The sequence below is a fragment of the Streptomyces sp. NPDC058525 genome (assembly GCF_042719495.1).
Classification (GTDB): Bacteria; Actinomycetota; Actinomycetes; order Streptomycetales; family Streptomycetaceae; genus Streptomyces.
The window spans coordinates 13,216-31,515 of sequence record NZ_JBHXNP010000108.1 but is presented as its reverse complement, the minus strand read 5'-3'; the positions used below and the strand labels follow the sequence as shown (position 1 = coordinate 31,515).

General features: G+C 70.8%; 17 protein-coding genes and 2 pseudogenes. 10 read left to right on the top strand and 9 right to left on the bottom strand.

What is annotated here, in order from left to right:
- Positions 1 to 185: 185 nt before the first annotated feature.
- Positions 186 to 821, bottom strand: a complete 636-nt coding sequence (locus ACFWP3_RS34980) for a carbonic anhydrase (protein WP_384229283.1) — start codon at positions 819 to 821, stop codon at positions 186 to 188.
- Positions 822 to 967: 146 nt separating this feature from the next.
- On the opposite strand from ACFWP3_RS34980, the gene ACFWP3_RS34975 reads away from it, so the two are divergent.
- Together ACFWP3_RS34975 and ACFWP3_RS34970 are read left to right on the top strand one after the other, a co-directional pair.
- The gene (locus ACFWP3_RS34975) at positions 968 to 1,642 is read left to right on the top strand and encodes an adenosylcobinamide amidohydrolase (protein ID WP_384229280.1); all 675 of its coding nucleotides are present in this window, start codon (positions 968 to 970) and stop codon (positions 1,640 to 1,642) included.
- Between the two features lie 107 nt (positions 1,643 to 1,749).
- Positions 1,750 to 3,003, top strand: coding sequence for an FAD-dependent oxidoreductase (locus ACFWP3_RS34970; RefSeq protein ID WP_384229278.1), 1,254 nt, complete (start codon positions 1,750 to 1,752; stop codon positions 3,001 to 3,003).
- A 102-nt stretch (positions 3,004 to 3,105) separates the two neighbouring features.
- Here ACFWP3_RS34970 and ACFWP3_RS34965 read toward each other — a convergent pair whose 3' ends face one another.
- The 4 genes from ACFWP3_RS34965 to ACFWP3_RS34950 form a co-directional block, all read right to left on the bottom strand.
- The gene (locus tag ACFWP3_RS34965; RefSeq protein WP_384229276.1) at positions 3,106 to 3,312 is read right to left on the bottom strand and encodes a DUF427 domain-containing protein; all 207 of its coding nucleotides are present in this window, start codon (positions 3,310 to 3,312) and stop codon (positions 3,106 to 3,108) included.
- A 26-nt stretch (positions 3,313 to 3,338) separates the two neighbouring features.
- Complete coding sequence (locus tag ACFWP3_RS34960; RefSeq protein ID WP_384229273.1) at positions 3,339 to 3,734, bottom strand: UBP-type zinc finger domain-containing protein; 396 nt, start codon at positions 3,732 to 3,734, stop codon at positions 3,339 to 3,341.
- A gap of 110 nt (positions 3,735 to 3,844) precedes the next feature.
- Positions 3,845 to 5,344: a cryptochrome/photolyase family protein gene (locus ACFWP3_RS34955; protein WP_384229271.1), complete on the bottom strand. Its 1,500-nt coding sequence runs from the start codon at positions 5,342 to 5,344 to the stop codon at positions 3,845 to 3,847.
- 185 nt (positions 5,345 to 5,529) lie between these two features.
- The gene (locus tag ACFWP3_RS34950) at positions 5,530 to 7,656 is read right to left on the bottom strand and encodes an MMPL family transporter (RefSeq protein ID WP_384229269.1); all 2,127 of its coding nucleotides are present in this window, start codon (positions 7,654 to 7,656) and stop codon (positions 5,530 to 5,532) included.
- A gap of 74 nt (positions 7,657 to 7,730) precedes the next feature.
- Between ACFWP3_RS34950 and ACFWP3_RS34945 the strand changes: the two genes are divergently transcribed.
- On the top strand, positions 7,731 to 8,225 hold the full coding sequence (locus ACFWP3_RS34945) for a MarR family winged helix-turn-helix transcriptional regulator (protein ID WP_384229267.1): 495 nt from the start codon (positions 7,731 to 7,733) through the stop codon (positions 8,223 to 8,225).
- A 186-nt stretch (positions 8,226 to 8,411) separates the two neighbouring features.
- Here ACFWP3_RS34945 and ACFWP3_RS34940 read toward each other — a convergent pair.
- A pseudogene (locus tag ACFWP3_RS34940) lies at positions 8,412 to 8,582 on the bottom strand (histidine kinase); the annotation flags it as partial.
- A 650-nt stretch (positions 8,583 to 9,232) separates the two neighbouring features.
- Between ACFWP3_RS34940 and ACFWP3_RS34935 the strand changes: the two are divergent.
- A pseudogene (locus tag ACFWP3_RS34935) lies at positions 9,233 to 9,556 on the top strand (ABC transporter permease); the annotation flags it as partial.
- Positions 9,557 to 9,723: 167 nt separating this feature from the next.
- Positions 9,724 to 10,305: a hypothetical protein gene (locus tag ACFWP3_RS34930; RefSeq protein ID WP_384229265.1), complete on the top strand. Its 582-nt coding sequence runs from the start codon at positions 9,724 to 9,726 to the stop codon at positions 10,303 to 10,305.
- A gap of 102 nt (positions 10,306 to 10,407) precedes the next feature.
- Here ACFWP3_RS34930 and ACFWP3_RS34925 read toward each other — a convergent pair whose 3' ends face one another.
- Together ACFWP3_RS34925 and ACFWP3_RS34920 are read right to left on the bottom strand one after the other, a co-directional pair.
- A complete protein-coding gene (locus ACFWP3_RS34925; protein ID WP_384229263.1) occupies positions 10,408 to 10,941 on the bottom strand; it encodes a hypothetical protein in 534 nt (177 codons plus the stop codon).
- A gap of 47 nt (positions 10,942 to 10,988) precedes the next feature.
- The gene (locus ACFWP3_RS34920; RefSeq protein ID WP_384229260.1) at positions 10,989 to 11,519 is read right to left on the bottom strand and encodes a hypothetical protein; all 531 of its coding nucleotides are present in this window, start codon (positions 11,517 to 11,519) and stop codon (positions 10,989 to 10,991) included.
- A gap of 223 nt (positions 11,520 to 11,742) precedes the next feature.
- Between ACFWP3_RS34920 and ACFWP3_RS34915 the strand changes: the two genes are divergently transcribed.
- Entirely contained in the window at positions 11,743 to 12,375 is a 633-nt protein-coding gene (locus tag ACFWP3_RS34915; RefSeq protein ID WP_384229258.1) for an alpha-ketoglutarate-dependent dioxygenase AlkB, read from the top strand.
- Between the two features lie 104 nt (positions 12,376 to 12,479).
- Here the strand turns inward: ACFWP3_RS34915 and ACFWP3_RS34910 are convergent, their stop codons facing one another.
- On the bottom strand, positions 12,480 to 12,926 hold the full coding sequence (locus ACFWP3_RS34910; protein WP_384229256.1) for an anthrone oxygenase family protein: 447 nt from the start codon (positions 12,924 to 12,926) through the stop codon (positions 12,480 to 12,482).
- Between the two features lie 90 nt (positions 12,927 to 13,016).
- Between ACFWP3_RS34910 and ACFWP3_RS34905 the strand changes: the two genes are divergently transcribed.
- The 4 genes from ACFWP3_RS34905 (at position 13,017) to ACFWP3_RS34890 (ending at position 17,252) form a co-directional block, all read left to right on the top strand.
- The gene (locus tag ACFWP3_RS34905) at positions 13,017 to 13,595 is read left to right on the top strand and encodes a TetR/AcrR family transcriptional regulator (RefSeq protein WP_384229254.1); all 579 of its coding nucleotides are present in this window, start codon (positions 13,017 to 13,019) and stop codon (positions 13,593 to 13,595) included.
- 131 nt (positions 13,596 to 13,726) lie between these two features.
- Positions 13,727 to 14,029: a hypothetical protein gene (locus ACFWP3_RS34900; RefSeq protein ID WP_384229252.1), complete on the top strand. Its 303-nt coding sequence runs from the start codon at positions 13,727 to 13,729 to the stop codon at positions 14,027 to 14,029.
- 429 nt (positions 14,030 to 14,458) lie between these two features.
- A complete protein-coding gene (gene malX / locus ACFWP3_RS34895; protein ID WP_384229249.1) occupies positions 14,459 to 16,093 on the top strand; it encodes a maltose/glucose-specific PTS transporter subunit IIBC in 1,635 nt (544 codons plus the stop codon).
- A 1-nt stretch (position 16,094) separates the two neighbouring features.
- On the top strand, positions 16,095 to 17,252 hold the full coding sequence (locus ACFWP3_RS34890) for a MalY/PatB family protein (RefSeq protein WP_384229247.1): 1,158 nt from the start codon (positions 16,095 to 16,097) through the stop codon (positions 17,250 to 17,252).
- The last annotated feature ends 1,048 nt before the right edge of the window (positions 17,253 to 18,300 follow it).

Sequence of the window (18,300 nt, the reverse complement as noted above, 5' to 3'; positions counted from 1 at the left end):
GCGTCTCCCCCTATCCCCCCCTCTCACCCCGGGGGGGGGGGTTATAAGCTGCGTGGTTTTTGTCAATCTTTGGGGGGGGGGGTCGGGGGGGGGGGGGCGCGGGGGGCCAGTCCCCGCGCCCGCCGCCCCCCCACGGAAAGGGAGCCGTGCTTCTGTGGGTCAGGCCACCCTGACAGTGCCGATGATCAGGCGACTGCGGGGGCGGGCAGCCCGCGGCTGGTGACCAGCTGCGCGCTGCCGTCGGCCAGCCGGTACGACAGTCCGACGACGGCCGTGCGTCCCGAAGCGACCTGGTCGGCGAGCACCCTGGAGCGGTCCAGGAGCAGGTCGACGGTGTGCCGTATGTGCTCGGCGATGATGTCGTCGTCCTCCGTGAGGCCGGCAGCGCGGGCGGCCAGGACGCTGGGCGTGACGCGCTCGATGACGTCGCGGACGTATCCGGTGGCACTGACACCGTCGCTGAGTGCGGCGCGAGTGGCGGCAACGGCGCCGCACGAGTCGTGGCCCAGGACCACGACCAGCGGGCAGTCGAGCACGCTCACGCCGTACTCGATGCTGCCCAGCACTTCCGGCCCGGCGACGTGGCCGGCGGTACGGACCACGAACAGGTCGCCCAGACCGCGGTCGAAGATGATCTCGGCAGCGAGACGTGAGTCCGAACAGCCGAAGAGCACGGCGAACGGACGCTGGGCCGGCGCCGTCTCGGTGCGCCGCAGGGCATCCTGGTTCGGGTGCTCAGGAGTGCCTGCGGTGAACCGCTTGTTGCCGGCCAGCAGCAGCTCGAAGGCTGCGGAGGGAGTCGGAGGCAGGGAGTCGTTCATGGCGGCAGACTACGTCCCGGCCCGCGGGGCCGCCCACGCGGGTGCGCGAGTGTGCGCCCCGCAGAGGACCAGCGGGGACGGGCCACGGACGCGTTCGAAAGCGCTTAGGATCAGCCGGTTCGTGTCCCCCGAGCGGAGTGGCCCCCGTGAGCGCGTTGATCCGTCCGTCCGGTACCTCCGCCGGTCTGCTGCCCGTTCGGGTGCTGTCCCGGGTCGAGGAGGGCGAGCAGCTGCACGCCCTGCTGTGGCAGGTGGGCCCCGGCTGGCGGATGATCAGCAGCGCGGTGCTCGGCGGAGGAATCGGGGAGCGGGCGTGGGTCTTGAACGCGCAGGTGTCCCATGGCTACCGGCGCGACGATCCGGACCGGCATCTGGCCGACCTGGCTCACGAGGCGGGCGTACGAGGCACGGGTGTGGGGTTGATGACGGCTGCCGATGTCCGTCAGTACGGCCGTGGATGCGATGACGGAGTCGAAGCGACGGTCACGGCAGGGCTCGGAGTGCGGGGATGGGCGGCCACGACGGCCCGGACCGAGGCGTTCGTGCCCCGGCCCGGGACCATCAACATCGTCGTCGCCCTTCCTGTCGCCCTGACGGACGCCGCGCTGGTCAACGCGGTGGCCACGGCCACCGAGGCCAAGGTGCAGGCTCTGGTCGAGGCCGGTTACGACTGCTCCGGCACCCCGACCGACGCGGTGTGCGTCGCCGCCCCCGTGCCGGCCCGAGGCGGCGAGGTCCACTGCTTCGCGGGGCCCCGGTCGCTGTGGGGAGCTCGCCTGGCCCGAGCCGTCCACAGCGCCGTGCTCGCCGCCACTCCCTGACGTCCCCGCACGGCCAGGGCGGCGCGTCCCCCCTTCCCCCGCAGAGCCCGTGCATACCCTGGCGACAGCCGCATCCGCACGAGTCGGCAAGGAGCGTGAGGGCACCGATGGCTGAAGCGCAGGACGACCGGCCCGACGTGATGGTCATCGGTGCGGGAGCCGCCGGACTGGCATGCGCGGCGGACCTCGCCGCGGCCGGTCTGCGCGTGCGCCTTCTGGAAGCCGAGGACACGGTCGGAGGGCGCATCCGCACCTACCGCGTCGCAGGCTTCACCACCGACCGCGGCTTCCAGGTGTTCAACACCTCCTACCCGCAGGTCAAGCACCGCCTCGACCTGCCCGCCCTTCGCCTGCGGCCGTTCACCCCCGGTGTGCTGGTCCACACCGACGGCGGGCGGCTGCGGCTCACCGATCCCACGCGGCGCCCCCGCGACGGGATCGGTCTCCTCACCGGAGGGCAGGTCAAGCCGCGCGACCTGCTCGCCTTCGGCACCCTGTCCGCACACGCCCTGCTCGCACCCGCCTCCCGGGTGCGGGCCCGCCCCGACGTCACCACCCGCGCGGCTCTGGCCGACGCGGGCTTCTCCGAGGACTTCGTCGAAACCTTCTTCCGACCCTTCCTGGCCGGGGTGTTCCTGGAGGACTCCCTGGAGACCTCCGCCCGGTTCTTCCACCTGGTCTGGCGCAGCATGCTGCGCGGCACGCTCTGCCTCCCCCTCGACGGCATCGGCGCCGTACCGGCCCAGCTCGCGGCCGGACTGCCCAGCGGGGTGGTGCGCACCCTGTCGCCGGTGTCCGCGCTGACACCGGGGGGAGTGGTCGTCGGCGGAGGGGAACTGCCGGCCCGAGCCGTCGTCGTCGCCACCGGCACCGCCGCTGCGGCACGCCTGCTGCCCGGCCTCGAGCCGGCCGCGGGCCGGACCGTCACGACCCTCTACCACGCGGTCGAGCGTTCCCCCCTGCCGGAACCGACGCTGCTCGTCGACACACGCCGCAGATTCCTCAACACCTGCGTACTGACCGAGGTGCAGCCCGGCTACTCCCGTGACGGCAGGAGCCTGGTGTCGACCTCCGTGCTCGGCGCCCCCACCCCGGCCGAGGAGGCCGCCGTGCTCACCGCCCTCGCCGAGGCGTACGGCGCGGACACCGCCACCTGGGAGCCGGTGCACCGCGTGACGGTACGCAACGCCCTGCCCGCCATGACCCCGCCGATGCCCCTCACCCGGACGACCCGGTACGCCCCGGGCCGCTACGTCTGCGGGGACCACCGTGCGACGGGCTCGCTCCAGGGAGCACTGGCCTCGGGAGCGAGGGCGGCCCGCGAGGTCCTCGCCGACCTCAAGACTCCGGGAACGCCCTGACGCACGTCACACACCCACCCGGACCGCTCTCACCACCAGGTCGTCCACGGACCGCCCTTGAACGGGCCCACAATCTCCGCGGTGATCCAGCCACCGTAGAAGTCACCGGGTTGCATCGTTGCGCGGCACGTAGAAGACCGGGGGGTGACTCGTTTCCAGCACCCGTATGCAAGCCCGGGAGTCGGCGAGCGTCACTCCCCGATGCTTGATCACCACGTGCCGCGCATCCCGCTCCACGCGCGGCGGACGCGGATGCTCCCCGACCGATTCAGTCGACGGCGGGCCGTCTGTTCGCCGAGCCTCGCTCATGGTGTGCACCTCCACCTGCCCTTCTCTCATGCGGGTGGCGGCGGATGCACTGGGTCTGACCCTTCTCCCTCCGGCACCCGGACGAGAAAGACTTCGTCGACGAAACACCAGGCCCAGGGCTCGTCGGGGGCCAGGGACAGCACCACGGGGTGTCCGGTCTGCGCATGGTGGGCGTAGGCGTGCCGGCCTCGGGAGCTGTCGCAGCAACCGATGTTGCCGCACGTGGCGCACCACCTCAGCCGGGTCCAGGTCCAGCCGCGGGCACGGCATTGCGCGCAGACCTCGTACAGCGTCCCGGGAGACGCGGGCAGCAGTTCCAGGTGGGAACAGGTGTGCCCTTGCGGACGTCCTCCGTCGGGTGACACCGCCCAGGAGGAGAGCGGCTGTCGCAGGCTGTCGGAGTTCTTCTCGGCGCCGGCCATGGGCGGTTCCTTCCGGCCTGGGACAGGGCGGCCCACCTCGGCGTCCAGTCTATTGCGGGCGGGACGGGGCCGATCCGAGCGGACGGAGCCGTGGTCCACCGACTGGCCTGTCAGGGCGGGCTCTGACCCCGCCCCCGGTCGGTCCGCAGAACCTCGTCGATGTCGCCGAGCCGGTGCAGCCCCTGCACCGCGCGGGCGGTGCGCGGGTTGGCGGCCAGCCGGGAGCCGTGGCGGTGGACGAAGGACCAGTAGCCGGTGGTGTACGGGCAGGCCCGATCGCCGGTGCGGTCCGTCGGGCGGTAGGCGCAGCCGTCGCACAGGTCGCTCATGCGGTGGATGTAGGCCCCCGCCGTGGTGTACGGCTTGGTGGTCATCAAGCCGCCGTCGGCGTACTGGGACATGCCGATGACGTTGGGGAGTATCACCCAGTCGTAGCCGTCGACGAAGCAACGGTGAAACCAGTCGGTGACGGCGCGCGGGTCCCAGCCGCGCTGGAGCGCGTAGCTCCCGAGCAGCATCAGCCTGGGAATGTGATGCGTCCATCCCGTGTCGCGCACCTGCGTCAGGACCGTGGACAAGCAGCGGGCGGCGACGGCATCGGCATCGAGGTCGAGGAACCATTCGGGCAGCGGGGCGCGGTGCCGTAGGGCGTTGCGGTGGCGATAGTCCTCGCCGAAGTACCAGTACGCGTGCCATACGTACTCGCGCCAGCCCGCGACCTGCCGCACGAACCCTTCCGCACTGTGCACGGGCACCTGTCCGGCGCGCCACGCGTCTTCGGCCGCGCCGACCACCTCCGCCGGGTCGAGCAGTCCCAGGTTGAGCGAGGAGGACAACAGGCTGTGGCTCATCACCGGGTCGCCGGCCAGGACCGCGTCCTCGTGGGGACCGAAGCCGGCGAGCCGGTGCTCGATGAAGCGGCGCAGCGCTGCCAAGGCCTCACGGCGCGAGGCGGGAAAGCCGCGCGGACCGTCCCGTCCGACGAAGCCGATGCCCTCCTCCCGCTCCCAGCGGTCCAGGTCCGCCCGTACCTCCTCGTCGATGTCGTTCTCGCGGGGGCGGTACGGCGCGGGAGCGGCAAGGGTCCGCATCCCCTTCGACGGGGGTTCCCGGTTGGCGTGGTCGTGGTTCCACCGTCCGCCGGCGGGCTCGTCACCGTCCATGAGCAGGTGGAGTTCGCGTCGCATCCACCGGTAGAAGTCCTCGTGCCGCAGCCGGTCGTGCCCCGCTGCCCAGGAACGGAAGGCCGCTTGCGGGACCAGGAAGCCGCGTGCCGGCAGTACGCGTACGTTCTCCATCGAGCTGACCAGGGTGTGTGCGGCCCGTGACGTGGGGTGGTGGACCGTGACCGATGCCTTGCCGACGGCTTCGCGCAGGCCCGCGGTGTAGGTGTCGGCGCGTACGTAGCGGACGCGGTCGCCGAGCTCGGCCGCACGGTGCCGCATGGCCGAGAGAATCAGATGCGCCTTGGCGCGGTGGAACCGGCGGCGGCGGAAGACCGAACGGGCCTCGATGATCACCACTGGTGCGTTCGCGGCCGGGCCCTGTTCACTCGGTGCGAGGAAGTGGGGACCGAGCTGGTCTCCGAACAGCCACTGCCAGTCAGCCACGGAAACCCCTCGCTCGGCCCGATGAGGAATCCACCCAAACACCCGATCCGTTCACGCGCGATGCAGGGCCGCGCCCACAGGGGCGGAGTTCGCCTCGATGGGCGACGGGGCCGCCCCTCCCAGGCGCCACCCGGGGCGCGTGGGAGGGGCGATCGTGCGTCACGGCAACGGGGTCGCGCCGAGGGTCATGTCCGGCCTCCAGGCTGCGCCGCGGCTGCGTCCGCGGTGGCCTGGCTGGTGGGTCGGGCCAGCGTGCTGGGCCACCAGGCGCGCGGGCCGATGTCGATGACCAGGGCCGGCACCAGCAGGGAACGCACGACGAGGGTGTCGAGCAGGACGCCGAAGGCGACGATGAACGCGATCTGGACCATGAAGGCCAGGGGGATGACCATCAGCGCGGCGAAGGTGGCGGCGAGGACCACGCCGGCTGAGGTGATGACCCCTCCCGTGGTGATCAGCCCGCGCAGGACTCCCTCGCGGGTGCCCAGGGTGAGCGCCTCCTCGCGGACGCGGGACATCAGGAAGATGTTGTAGTCGACGCCGAGGGCGACGAGGAACACGAACCCGTAGAGCGGAACGGAGGCGTCCGTCCCGCTGAAGCCCAGCAGTTGCCCGAAGACGAGGGCGGACACGCCCAGCGTGGCGAGGAAGTTCAGGGCGACCGTCGCCACCAGAAGGACCGGCACGAGCACGGAGCGCAGGAGTGCGATCAGGATCAGCAGGATGATGCCGAGGACGATCGGGACGATCAGCGTGCGGTCGCGGGCGGAGGTCTGCTGGGTGTCGTACTGCTGGGCCGTGTAGCCGCCGACCAGCGCATCGGCCCCCGGCACCGCGTGAACGCCCTCTCGCAGCCGCTGGATCGTCTCCTGCGCGGCGTCGCTGTCGGCCGCCGCCTCGAGCGTGGCGTCCAGGCGGACGCGGCCGTCCACGACGAGCGGGTCCCCGGTGCCCGGCCGGCCGCTCGTGGTGATCGGTGAGACGGTGGCGACGCCGTCCGTCGCCTCGGCCGCCGCTCGTACCTCGGCTGCTCGGCCTGCGTCGGTGATGATCACGGCGGGGTTGCCGGAGCCGCCGGGGAAGTGCCGGGCCAGGGTCTGTTGGGCGGCGACCGAAGGGGCGTCGTTGACGAAGATCTCGTCCAGCGGCACGCCCTTGGACGACAGGGCGGGGGAAAACCCGGCCAGCACCACGAGCAGCAGCGCAGTCGACACCCACACCCGCCGTGGTGCCCGATCGATCACCGCGGCGACACGGCGCCACAGGCGGTGGCCTTCGGCCGTCGCGTCGGCGGGCTTGGGCGTGGCGGGCCAGTAGGCGGCTCGGCCCAGCAGGACCAGCACCGCGGGCAGGAAGGTGAGGGTGGCGAGGACCGAGCAGACGATGCCGATGGCGCCGACCGGGCCGAGGGCGCGGTTGTTCGTGAGGTCGCTCGCCAGCAGGGCCAGCAGGCCCAGGGCCACGGTGGCCGCGCTGGCGGTGATGGCTCCGGCCGACCGGCGCACGGCGGCCAGTGCCGCGTCCACCCGGTCGCCCCGACGGGCGAGCTCCTCCCGGAACCGCGCCGCGAGGAGCAGGGCGTAGTCGGTCGCCGCTCCGATCACCAGGATCGACAGGATCCCCTGGACCTGGCCGTCGACGCGGACCATGCCCCGGTCGGCCAGCCAGTAGACCACCGCACAGGCCAGCCCGAGCGCGAACACCGCGCTGATGATGATCACCAGGGGCAGCAGCACGCTGCGGTAGACCAGCAGCAGGATCAGCAGCACCGCCCCGAGCGCCACGCCGACCAGCAGCCCGTCGATGCCGGCGAACGCGTCGGCCAGGTCGGCCTGACTGGCCGCGGGACCGGCGATCTGCACCGAGGTGCCTGGCACCCGCTGGGCCGCCTGCCGTACTTCGTCGAGGACCGCCGGAAGCTCCTCGCCCAGGTCGGGTGCCAGCGGTACGACGGCCTGGATCGCCCGGCCGTCGTCGGACACGAGGCCCGGGGAGGGCGGGGCGGCGATGCCCGGGCCGCCGGCGAGACCGCTGACCGCGCGCGTGGCGGCGTTCTGCTGCTCCGCCGTCACGCGGGGGCCGTCAGTCGTCCACACGATGATCGCGGGAATGGACGACGACGACTCGAACGCCTTGCGGGCCGCGATGACCTTCGTCGACTCGGCGCTGCGCGGCAGGAACGCCGCCTGGTCGTTGGTGGCGACCTCGCCCAGCTTTCCCGCGTACGGACCGAGCGTCCCGCCGATGCCGAGCCACGCGAGCAAGAGCACGAGTGGCACGATCCAGCGGGCCCGGCGATGTGTGTTCTTCACTGCGAACCCCTTGGCCATGACATTTAAGTCAGTCGTAAAGAATGTCAATCATCGAGAGATCTTATGCTGAGGTCATGCGCGACTCCGACAGCCCCTCTCCTTCACTTCCGGCCGACGACCCGATCGGGTTGCAGTCCTTCGCCGTCTTGCTGCGGCGGATGAACGCCGAGTTCAATCGCATCGCGCAGGAGTTCGCCCACGCCCAGGGCCTCCACCTCACCGACGTGCAAGCGCTCATCGCCGTACTGGACGCGGACACCGACGAGGACGGCGGCCCCATGACGCCGGGTCGGCTGCGCAAGCAGATGAACCTCACCTCGGGCGCCATGACCGCCTGCCTGGACCGGCTGGAGAAGGCCGGCCACATCCGCCGCGTCCGCGCGGCCGACGACCGCCGCGTGGTCCACCTCCACTACGCCCGGGCGGCCAAGCAGGTCGCCCGCGACTACTTCCGCCCCCTGGCCCATGGCACGGACGCCGCCCGCGCCCGCTTCACGCAGGACGAGCTGCACGTGGTGGTGCGCTTCCTCGCCGAGATGAACAAGGAGCTCGCACTCGTGCGCCGATGAGAACCCCGTCCGACCCGGCCCGGCCCGGCTCGGCCCGGCTCGCGCGACGGGGCGATCGGCGGGGCGGGCTTCGGCGGCCCGCGGTGTCAGCCACGCCCTGCGGGTGGCCTTGATCAGGGCGGGAACGCCGTAGGTGCCGACCGGCACCTCGGAGGGCGGTGGTCGGGCATCGGTGACGACGCCGAGGATCTGGCGCAGCTCCAGCAGTGCCTGACGGCTCGTCCTGTGGATCAGCTCCACTTCCCCGGCGAGGTCGGGACGGCTCGCCGTCAGCGCGTCCGCGGTGATCGAGACCTGGCCGACCCGGTGGGCGACCGTGTCGTGCATCTCGCGGGCGATCCTGCCACGCTCCAGCATCCGCACCTGATCCACGCGCAACCCCGCCTCCCGCACCAGCGCCGCCTCGCGCCCGCGCGCCGAGCCGGCGGCCCGTTCGGCGGCGGCTCACCGCGTAACCGACCACCAGCGGCCCGGCGATACGCGAGAAGAAGAGGAAGGAGCCATCGACCGACGCGAAGGCCCGCAGGACCGGCCACCCGCCCGGGGGAGGGGAGGGCCGCGCGCTGCCGGTCCTGTTCCGGGACGCTCTACGCGGTCGGCTGGGCGAACCGGCGGGCGAAGGCCAGGGTGGTGTCGGCGAACTCGCGCCAGCCGTGGTCGATGGTCAAGGAGTGGCCGCGGCCAAGGATCTCCGTGATCTCGGTGGGCGCGTGCGCGTTGTGGGCCTGCTTCTTGTAGGAGGCGTTGGCGATGGCCCAGGGGACGGTGCGGTCCCGGCGGAGCCCAGGGCGCGTCGGGCGGAAGCGGCGGCGAGGGCTCGGGCGACGACGGCCCCTTCGACGTGGACATCACCGTGGCGCAGGACATCGGTGCCGCGTACGACCGGATGCCCGTCAAGGTGGGCCTGGAGGGGGAGAAGAAGGAGAACGTGCTGAACGTACCGGTCACCGCACTGCTGGCGGTGGGCAAGGACGGTTACGGCGTAAGCGTGGTGCGCCCGGACGGCAGCAGCAGCGATGATCATCGCGGTACTGGAACGGCGCGGCGAGATCGGCCTGCGCCGCTCGCTAGGGGCGACGAGCGGGCAGATCCGTACGCAGTTCCTCACGGAATCGGTCCTGCTCTCGGCGCTGGGCGGCCTGGCCGGTACGGCCCTGGGGCTGACCGCCACGCTCGGCTACGCCCTGCACCAGGGATGGCCGGTGGCCGTACCGTCCACGGCCGTCGCCCTCGGCATGGCAGCCACCCTGGTGGTCGGCGCCCTGGCCGGCCTGTGGCCGGCAGTCCGTGCGGCCCGGCTGCCGCCGAGCCAAGCGCTGTCCTCGCCCTGATCCGCTCCGGCTGCGGGCCCCAGGGGTCCGCTGACGAAGGGTTCGCGACGGCTCGCGCCGGTGGGATGCCTTCATGTGGTGATCGGGCGTCATGGCGCAGGGACTGTCTGGCGCCGAGCAGTATGTGTGAGACTCCCTGTGAATGATCACTCGGGGGGAGTTTCGCGTTGAACGCGCTGTTGAAGAGGGTGTGGATCGGGCTGGCCGCGACCTTGATCGTGAGCCTGGCCGCCGTGGTCGCGCCGGACCACATCCAGATAGGTGACGACGGGCGCATCCACCTGGGCGCGCCCGCGCCCACGCCGTCCCCGTCCACGGCGGCGCCCACACCGGAGTCCACGTCACCGCCCCTCACGCGGGACGACGTGGACGAGGCGATCCGGACCGCGGTCAGCGCCGCGGGCCTAGACCCGGAGCAGGGCCGCCCGACCGCCGCGGCCGGCGCCAACTCGAACAGGACGGGCTGGATGGCCGTCCGAGAGCAGGCCGCCGCACAGTCGGACATGAACGCGATCTGCGCCGACCTGGAGCGCCAGGGCTGGACCCTGAACCCGAACGGCGACCGCCCCGAGGCCTCCCGCAGCTACAAGCGCGGGGGCTGGTACCTGCTGGTGAGCACGCGCGGAAAGACCCAGGCGCCGTCCACCCCCTCCGCGTTGACCGACACGCAGACCTACCTGACCCTGACCGGTCTCCAGCTCAACCTCGCCGACATACCCCTCCCCGAGATCACCGTCCGCATCGGCTGAACCCTCATAGAGCAGGGGCCGCCTTCTTCTCGGGACCTTCCCGGGACACCCGCAGCCCACGGGGCCGGCCGAGTGGGCCGGCCCCGCGCGGGAGTCCGGCTCTCAGCTGAAGATGTCCAGGGCATCCAGCCAGGATCCACCGTCGGCGCCGGCGGAGCGGGCCTGCATCGGGCGCGGATCCGGGTACGTCTCCGCGGCGGCCCTCGCACGGACGATGTCCGGCCCGCCGCATGCCTCTACCGCGAAGGCTCCGAAGACCTTGGCGAACGCGGCCGGATCGCGGAACTCCACGCCGAACGCCCGGCCGTCCCAAAGCGGTACCCACACAATCCGGTCGAACTGCCGCCATTCCGAGACCGGCTGGTCATCCGCGGTCGACCATCCCTCCAGCCAAAGCCGCGCCACGTGCAGCAGGTTCACCTTCTCCATCGGCAGCCGCTTGCGCCGCACACGCAGTTCACGCGTCGTCAGCACGACCTTCTGGTCCTTCTTCGCATACCAGACGACGCCGATCCCGAACGGCACCCACAGAATGACCCCGATCATCGGCAAGACCAGGGCGTCGCCCCACGATCGGATCAGCCCGCCGTCCAATAGGTACAGGGCCCCGAAGACCAGAACCCACTTCGCTGTCATCCGCCAGAATCCAGTGCCCTGCCGGTACAGGACCCGCCACTTCCTTGTCATTGACATGCCCGCACGCTATCCGCCGCCCCGCAGCTCACCAACTGAGCCCGGCTGCCGGCCCAAGTAGCGTCGGCAACCACCCTCACCGAGGTCGTGCGCAGCCGCGGGTAGATCAGAACCGCAACGACCGCGGCGGGAATGAGGGTCCATGGGATCTCGATGCCGAGCGTCGCTCCGAGGTCCTTCAGCGTCTCTTCCGGGAGCAGCGCGCCGAGCCTGCCGGAGGCGTAGTTGTCGACGACGGTCACCAGCAGCTGCGACAGCTCCTTCGCGGCCTCGACCGGGTGTGTGTCCAGGCGCACTTCGGGCTGTCGGAGTGCTGCGGCCACCAGGCGCGCATGCAGCTTGAGCCGCTTCCTGCGCGGAGAGGAACGCGGAACCGTGCCGAAACGGTTGGGCCCGCGCAGGATGGCCCGTTCCGTACCGCGCAGGCACTTGGACACGGCCTCGGTCCGAGCGGGTCGGGCGCTTGCGTGGGCGGTGACCACGTTCGCGCAGGCCTTGATGGTACGGACGGAGAAGGGCACCGGCCTGAACCGGCGGAGGGCTCCCAGGCTGCCGTTCTCGCATGCGCCACCACTGCCCCCAGTGCTCGCCGCTCGCCCACTCCGACTGCCAGCCTGACATTTCCGAGGTCCCGGCAGATCGGATATGGCGAGCTGTGACGCCTTGGGGCACCCGCACAAGCCCGCAGACCCGGCGTCCATCGCGCACCGGACACCTGGCGCGCCGCTGGCTAGTGTTCGGGGCATGTCTGAGACTTCCGGTCAGCTTTCCCTGGGCATCGATTCCGTATCCCGGCCGCAGCCATCTGTTGCGGTGCCGGGACTGCACTACATCGCGGAATGGCTCACTCCCGAGGCCTGCGAGGCCCTGCTCTCGGACATCGACGCCGCCGAGTGGTCGGCACAGTTGAAGCGGCGTGTGCAGCACTACGGCCACCGGTACGACTACGGCCGCCGCAGCGTGGCGGGCAATCAGCGGGAAGCCGCGCCACCGCTTCCCGCGTGGGCCCGCCAGGCGGCCGCCCGCCTCACGCATGAGGGTCTGATGGACCAGGAGGCGGAGCAGGTGATCGTCAACGAGTACCAGCCAGGTCAGGGGATCAGCGCCCACGTCGACTGCCTGCCCTGCTTCGGTCCGGCCATCGCCGCGATCTCCCTGGGCTCGGCCTGCCTCATGGACTTCACCAACCCCGAGGACGGCACGAAGCTGGCCGTGCCGCTCGCGCCCGGCAGTCTGCTGGTCATGACCGGCCCGGCCCGCTCCACCTGGCGCCATGCCATCGCCGCGCGCAAGACCGACCCCGGACCCACAGGTCGCGTCCCACGCGGCCGACGCGTGTCGGTGACCTTTCGAACCCTGCTCGATCTCGGCCAGTAGCCCCCGCCGATCCAGTGCCTCGATGCGGCACTGCGGTTCGTTCCGGCTGTCGCCGGGGGGAGCGGGGATCGTGCGCGCCGCCGGCGCAGGGCCGGTCGGCGGGCTCAGACGAGGGCTGCGACGAGCAGGGTGAAGGCGGCGATGATGACGGCGACGCGGACGTAGTGGAAGCGGTCCCAGCGGTGCATCTGCTCCTTCCAGTCCTCGGGCCGGTTCTCGGGGGTCCACGTCTTGCCCCGGTTGTTGATCGGGACGAGCAGCAGGAGCGACATGATCACGCTGAGGATCAGCAGCGCGCCGGCGGTGACGACGAGGCCGGTGCCGTGGTGGTCCCATCCGGCGACGGCCCAGACCGCGACGAGGCCGAGCGAGCCGATGTACCAGACCGGCATCACGGCGCCGAGCATCCGGCCCCCGTGGCTGCGGCCGAGTTGGCCGCTGTCCTCGGGGAGTGCGCTGAGGATCGGGTTGATGACGAAGGCGACGGAGAACTCCACCCCCACCATCAGACCGACGACCACGGTGGTGAGGACCTGAAGTGCATCGAGCATGCTGACCCCTCCTGAAATCTAGCGCTGCTAGCTGATGAGGCAACGCTAGACTGCTGCCGCTCGATTGTCTAGCAGTGCTAGAATCCCTTCATGTCGGTACAGGAGCGCAAGCAGCGCGAACGGGCGGAGCGCGAGCTCCTCATCGTGGCCACGGCCCGCGAACTAGCCGAGCAGCAGGGCTGGGACGCGGTCACCACCCGCCGGCTCGCCGAACGCATCGAATACAGTCAGCCCGTCCTCTACAGCCACTTCCGCGGCAAGCGCGAGATCATCGGCGCCGTCGCCCTCCAGGGCGCCACCGAGATGGCCGCCGCCGTGCGTGCCGCGGTCTCCGCTACGGACGACCCGCGCGACCGCGTCACCGCCCTCGCCCGCACCTACCTCGACTTCGCCGCACGCAACCCGGCGGTCTACGACGCCTTGTTCCAGCTCGACGGGGGCCTGGCCTTCGCGGACGAAGAGACCCCGGAACCCCTGAAGGACGCCTTCGCCGCCCTGCTGGACAGCCTCGCCGAGGTCGCCGGGGACGGCGTTCAACCGGGCCTGTTCACCGAGGTGTTCTGGGCTTCCCTGCACGGCCTGGCGACCCTGACCCGCGCGGGACGCCTGCCACCAGAACACATTGAGCCGAGGGTTGAGCTGCTGGTGGACCGGCTCGCCATGGTCTGAACGCCATCGCGGGCACGATTCGATCGTGACCTTGGGTGCGCCGGCCGAGGGAGACGGGTGTACCCGCGCCGAAGAACCGGGTGCGGTGACCGCGAACACGGCCCGTCACCTTAGGGCGGTGGGTCGGCTCGATGCGCGAGTGGGAGATCGAGCCGCAAGAGAGGGGCTGGTTCTACCTGAAGAACAAGCACCATGCGGAAGCCGGCAAGGGCGCGTACCTGCGTGCTTTCGACAAAGGCACTTGGGTCAAGGGCATCGGGAGCTGCGAATTGATGCCCGTCGCCGACGTCACCTTCGGCACGCCGCAATCGCCGAGTCCGACCGGCCCCAGCAAGATCAACAATGCCCGCGCCGGGGGTAAGCGCGGTGGCAAGGTGAACATGCAGATGAGCGGCGGCGGTACCGACCTGCTCAACGTTCAACTGGGTCGCTGAACCCAGGCTGAGGGACAAGGGACAAGGGACAAGGGACAAGGGACAAGGGACAAGGGACGAGGGGCAAGGGGCGAGGAGCGGGCGCAGGGAGCAGCGGCCCCGTCCCCTCGGCCCTGGCACGCGGGCCGTACGGCCCTTGAGACGGACCCGTCGGACCCGTCGGTCCCGTCGGCCCCTCGGATGGATGACTCCCCACTGCGCGCCACGCCGACCGGTCCCATCCGGCTCGGGCGCGCGTACCCCGGCCCCTCGCGGAGGACACGATGACCCTGCCACCACCCCCGCTATCCGGCCGATGCCTGCCCGGAACCAAGGGGTGACAAGAGCCCGGAACATTAGGGTCCTTCTGCCCTGAACCGGCGGGGTTTCATCACACAGTCTTTATCTCACCAAGCCCCCCGTTCCGACCCGGCGTAATGAGATCCAGCGATGAAAAAGGTGAAGGCCGCGCTCTGGGAGTTCCTCCAGGGCCTCGGCAAGACGTTCATGCTCCCGGTGGCCCTGCTCGCGTTCTGCGGGATCATGCTGGGGGTGGGCTCGTCCCTCTCGAGTGACGCCGTCACCGAGAACCTGCCCTTCCTGAAGGGCGAGGCCTTCCACCTCGCCTTCACCTGGATGTCCACCACCGGACTCGTCGCCTTCAAGTTCCTGCCGGTGCTCTTCGCGATGGCCATCCCGCTGGGTCTGGCCCGCGAGGACAAGGGAGTCGCCGCCTTCTCGGGCTTCGTCGGCTTCGCCTCCATGAACCTGGCGGTGAACTTCTTCCTCACGGCCAAGGGCGTGGACTTCGAGGACAAGGCCGAGATCGCGCACTACGGCATCGCCGACGTACTCGGCGTCCGGTCCATCGACACCGGCCTGCTCGGCGCGGTGGCCGTCGGCGTGATCGTCTCGCTGCTGCACCGCCGGTACCGCACCGTCCGGATGCCTGACGCGCTGGCGTTCTTCGGCGGACTCCGCTTCGTACCGATCGCATCGGCGCTGGTGATGAGCGCCGTCGGCCTGCTGGTGCCGCTGGTGTGGCCGACCATGGGCGGATGGATCGCCTCCGTCGGCAGGGGCATCGCGCACGCCGGCGTGTTCGGGCCCTTCTTCTTCGGCATGGGCGAAGTACTGCTCCGGCCCATCGGCCTTCACCACATCCTCGTAGCCCTGTTCCGGTTCACCGACGCGGGCGGCTCCGGAATGGTCTGCGGGGAGAACGTCAGCGGTGCGCTGAACCTCTTCTACGCACAGCTGTCCTGCCCGACCCCGTCCGGAGCGGCGCGCACCGCGACCCAGTTCCTCTCCCAGGGCAAGATGGCCGCCTACCTCGGCGGACTGCCGGGCGCCGCACTCGCCATGTACCACTGCGCGCGGCGGACGATGCGGCCCGAGATCAAGGCGCTGCTGGTGTCCGGTGTCGTGGCCTGTGTGGTCGGTGGCGTGACCGAGCCCCTGGAGTTCCTGTTCCTGTTCATCGCTCCCTGGCTGTACCTGATGCACGCGGTCCTGGTCGGCCTCGGGTTCCTGGTCGCCGCGGTGCTCGGTGTGTACATCGGCAACACCGACGGCAACGTGATCGACCTGCTGGTGTTCGGAGTCCTGCAGGGGACCACCACGAAGTGGTACCTGGTACCGGTGATCGCCGCGGTCTGGTTCGCCGCCTACTACTTCCTGTTCCGCTGGGCCATCACCCGGTTCAACCTGAAGACCCCCGGCCGGGACGACGAGCCCATTGGCGACGGGACGGCCGCCGACCGGGAAGCGCCGGTTGACGGCGGTATGGCGGAGCAGGCCGACGCCGCCACCCCCGGGGCCGGGCCCGAGCTGGTCGCCGGGAAGTACGATCCGGTCGCGATCCTGGCCTCCCTCGGCGGCCCCGCGAACATACAGGCGCTCGACAACTGCATCACCAGGCTCCGGATGACCGTCGGCGATGCCTCGCTCCTGGACGACGCACGGCTGAAGAAGCTGGGTGCCATCGCCGTGGTGCGGCTGGACCAGCACAACGTTCAGGTGATCATCGGTCCCCAGGTGCAGTCCGTGAAGGACGCCTTGGCCCGGCTCGTCCCGGTGCGCTGAGATGTACGACTTCGACAAGCCGGTGGACCGGCACGGCACCTGGTGCACCCAATGGGACTACGTGGAGGACCGCTTCGGCGCCCCTGGACTGCTGCCCTTCACCATCTCCGACATGGACTTCGAGTCCGCGCCCGAGGTGCTGGCCGCGCTCCGCGGCCGGCTGGAGCACGGGGTGCTCGGATACTCCCGCTGGCGGCACGAGGACTTCCTGTCCGCGATCCGGCACTGGTACGCAACCCGCCACGGCACCGCGGTGGACCCGGAGTGCGTGGCCTATGCCCCGTCGGTCCTCTACCAGGTGGCCCGGCTCCTGGAGCTCTGGTCCGTGCCCGGCGACGGGGTGGTGGTGCACACTCCCGCCTACGACGCCTTCCCCCGGCTGGTCGTCGCGCACGGACGGGACCTGCGCGGGGTTCCGCTGGGCGACTGGGCGGCCCTGGAGCGGGAGTTGGCCCGGCCCGACACCTCCGTGCTGCTGCTGTGTTCCCCGCACAACCCGACGGGCCGGGTGTGGACCGAGGCGGAGCTGGCCCGGACCGCGGACCTGTGTGAACGCCACGGAGTGGCGGTGATCAGCGACGAGATCCACGCCGATCTCGCGCACCGACCGCACCGGCACCGTCCCTGGGCCCTGCACGGCCGGCCCGGGGGCCGCTGGGCGATCGTCACCTCGGCTTCGAAGTCCTTCAACATCCCGGCGCTGACCGGCAGTTACGGGGTCTTCGGCGACCGGGAGGACTGCGAGCGGTACCTGACCCGGCTCAAGGACGCCGAGGGCCTCTCCTCGCCCGCGGTCCTCTCGCTCACGGGGCACATAGCGGCGTACCGGGAGGGGGCACCCTGGCTCGACGCCCTGAACGTCTACGTGGCCGGCAATCTGGAGCTGGTCCGCGACCGACTCGGCGATGCCTTCCCGGAACTGGGCTGGCGGCCCCCGCAGGCCGGCTACCTGGCGTGGATCGACCTGCGGCCGCTCGGGATCCCCGACGCGGAACTCCAGCGCGAGCTGATCGACACCGAGCGGGTGGCGATCATGCCGGGGACGGCGTACGGGCCGGAGGGGGCGGGATTCGTACGGCTCAACGTGGGCTGCCCGCGGAGCAAGGCGGAACGTGGCGTGGACGCCCTGGTCCGTGCGGCCCGCCGACTCCGTAGCTGACCCACGGGGAGCGGCAGCTTGCTCGGCAGCCCGCGGCGGGCACCGGGGCGGAGGCATGGCGAAGCTGCCTGGCCTGCGGAAACAGCTTTGCGGGTTCCGCGGGCCAGGTGGGTTTCCGATCCGGTCGGCAGGGGAGCGCGGGCTACCACCCGAAGGTGTAAGGAGGTGTAAGGAGGTGTAAGGAGTGGCACCGCGACCGTCGGCGCCTGTCGCGCTGAGGCGGTTGGCGTACAGCTTGTCCTTCCGGGACGCGTTGTGTGCCCGGCAGAGGCCCCGGAATCGTGTGTGCTGGGGATCGCGCTGTCGCAGAGGGAAGTGCCGTCGGGCAGGCGATACATGCAGCTGCTGAGGGAGACATCGGTGCTCTGGGTGAGCGGTGCGGCCCCGGCGGTGCCGGTCGGGAGTGCCAGTGCGGAGTCGCCGGCCGTGGTGGTCAGGAGGCCTGCCGTCTTCAGGAAGGCTCGTCGTTCCATGGGTACTTCGTTCGCAGGGCGGCGGACGTCTGTTCGACGTGGATGAGGTCATCGCGTCCACCGGGTCGGCGTGCTTCTCCTTCTCAGTCTTTTCGTACGCGGGCCGCAGGGCTTCGGCGATCGACTGGAGGTTGCCGGGAAGCCTCTTGCCGCCGCTCAGCGCTTCGTACGCCGCCTTCACGGTGCCACAGCGCTCCCAACGCTTGTTGCCGTCCATCAGCATCGCGAACGCCGCCCAGGGGGAGTCGGGGCGGTTGCTCGGAGCCGGCGAGAGCGTGCCCGAGGCCCCTGCCCCGGGTTCCATGACCGGGGGTCGGCTTTCCCTTCTGATCCCATGCTTCTTGATTCCCTTGGTCGCGGGTCACAGAGGAAGTGTCGGTGCAGTCGAGTGGTCGATCGAGATCCATGAGACTCGGCCATATCCCCAAGGTGCTGATGTCGAGCCAACCTTTGACTGCATGCCGCTCGCCCGGTACTGGGCCGGGGCAGCCCGGTGGAGTCGGCGATCTTGTTGACGTAGGCCGACGTAGAGCGACGTAGAGCGAAGTAGAGCGACGTGCCGACCTACCGCATAG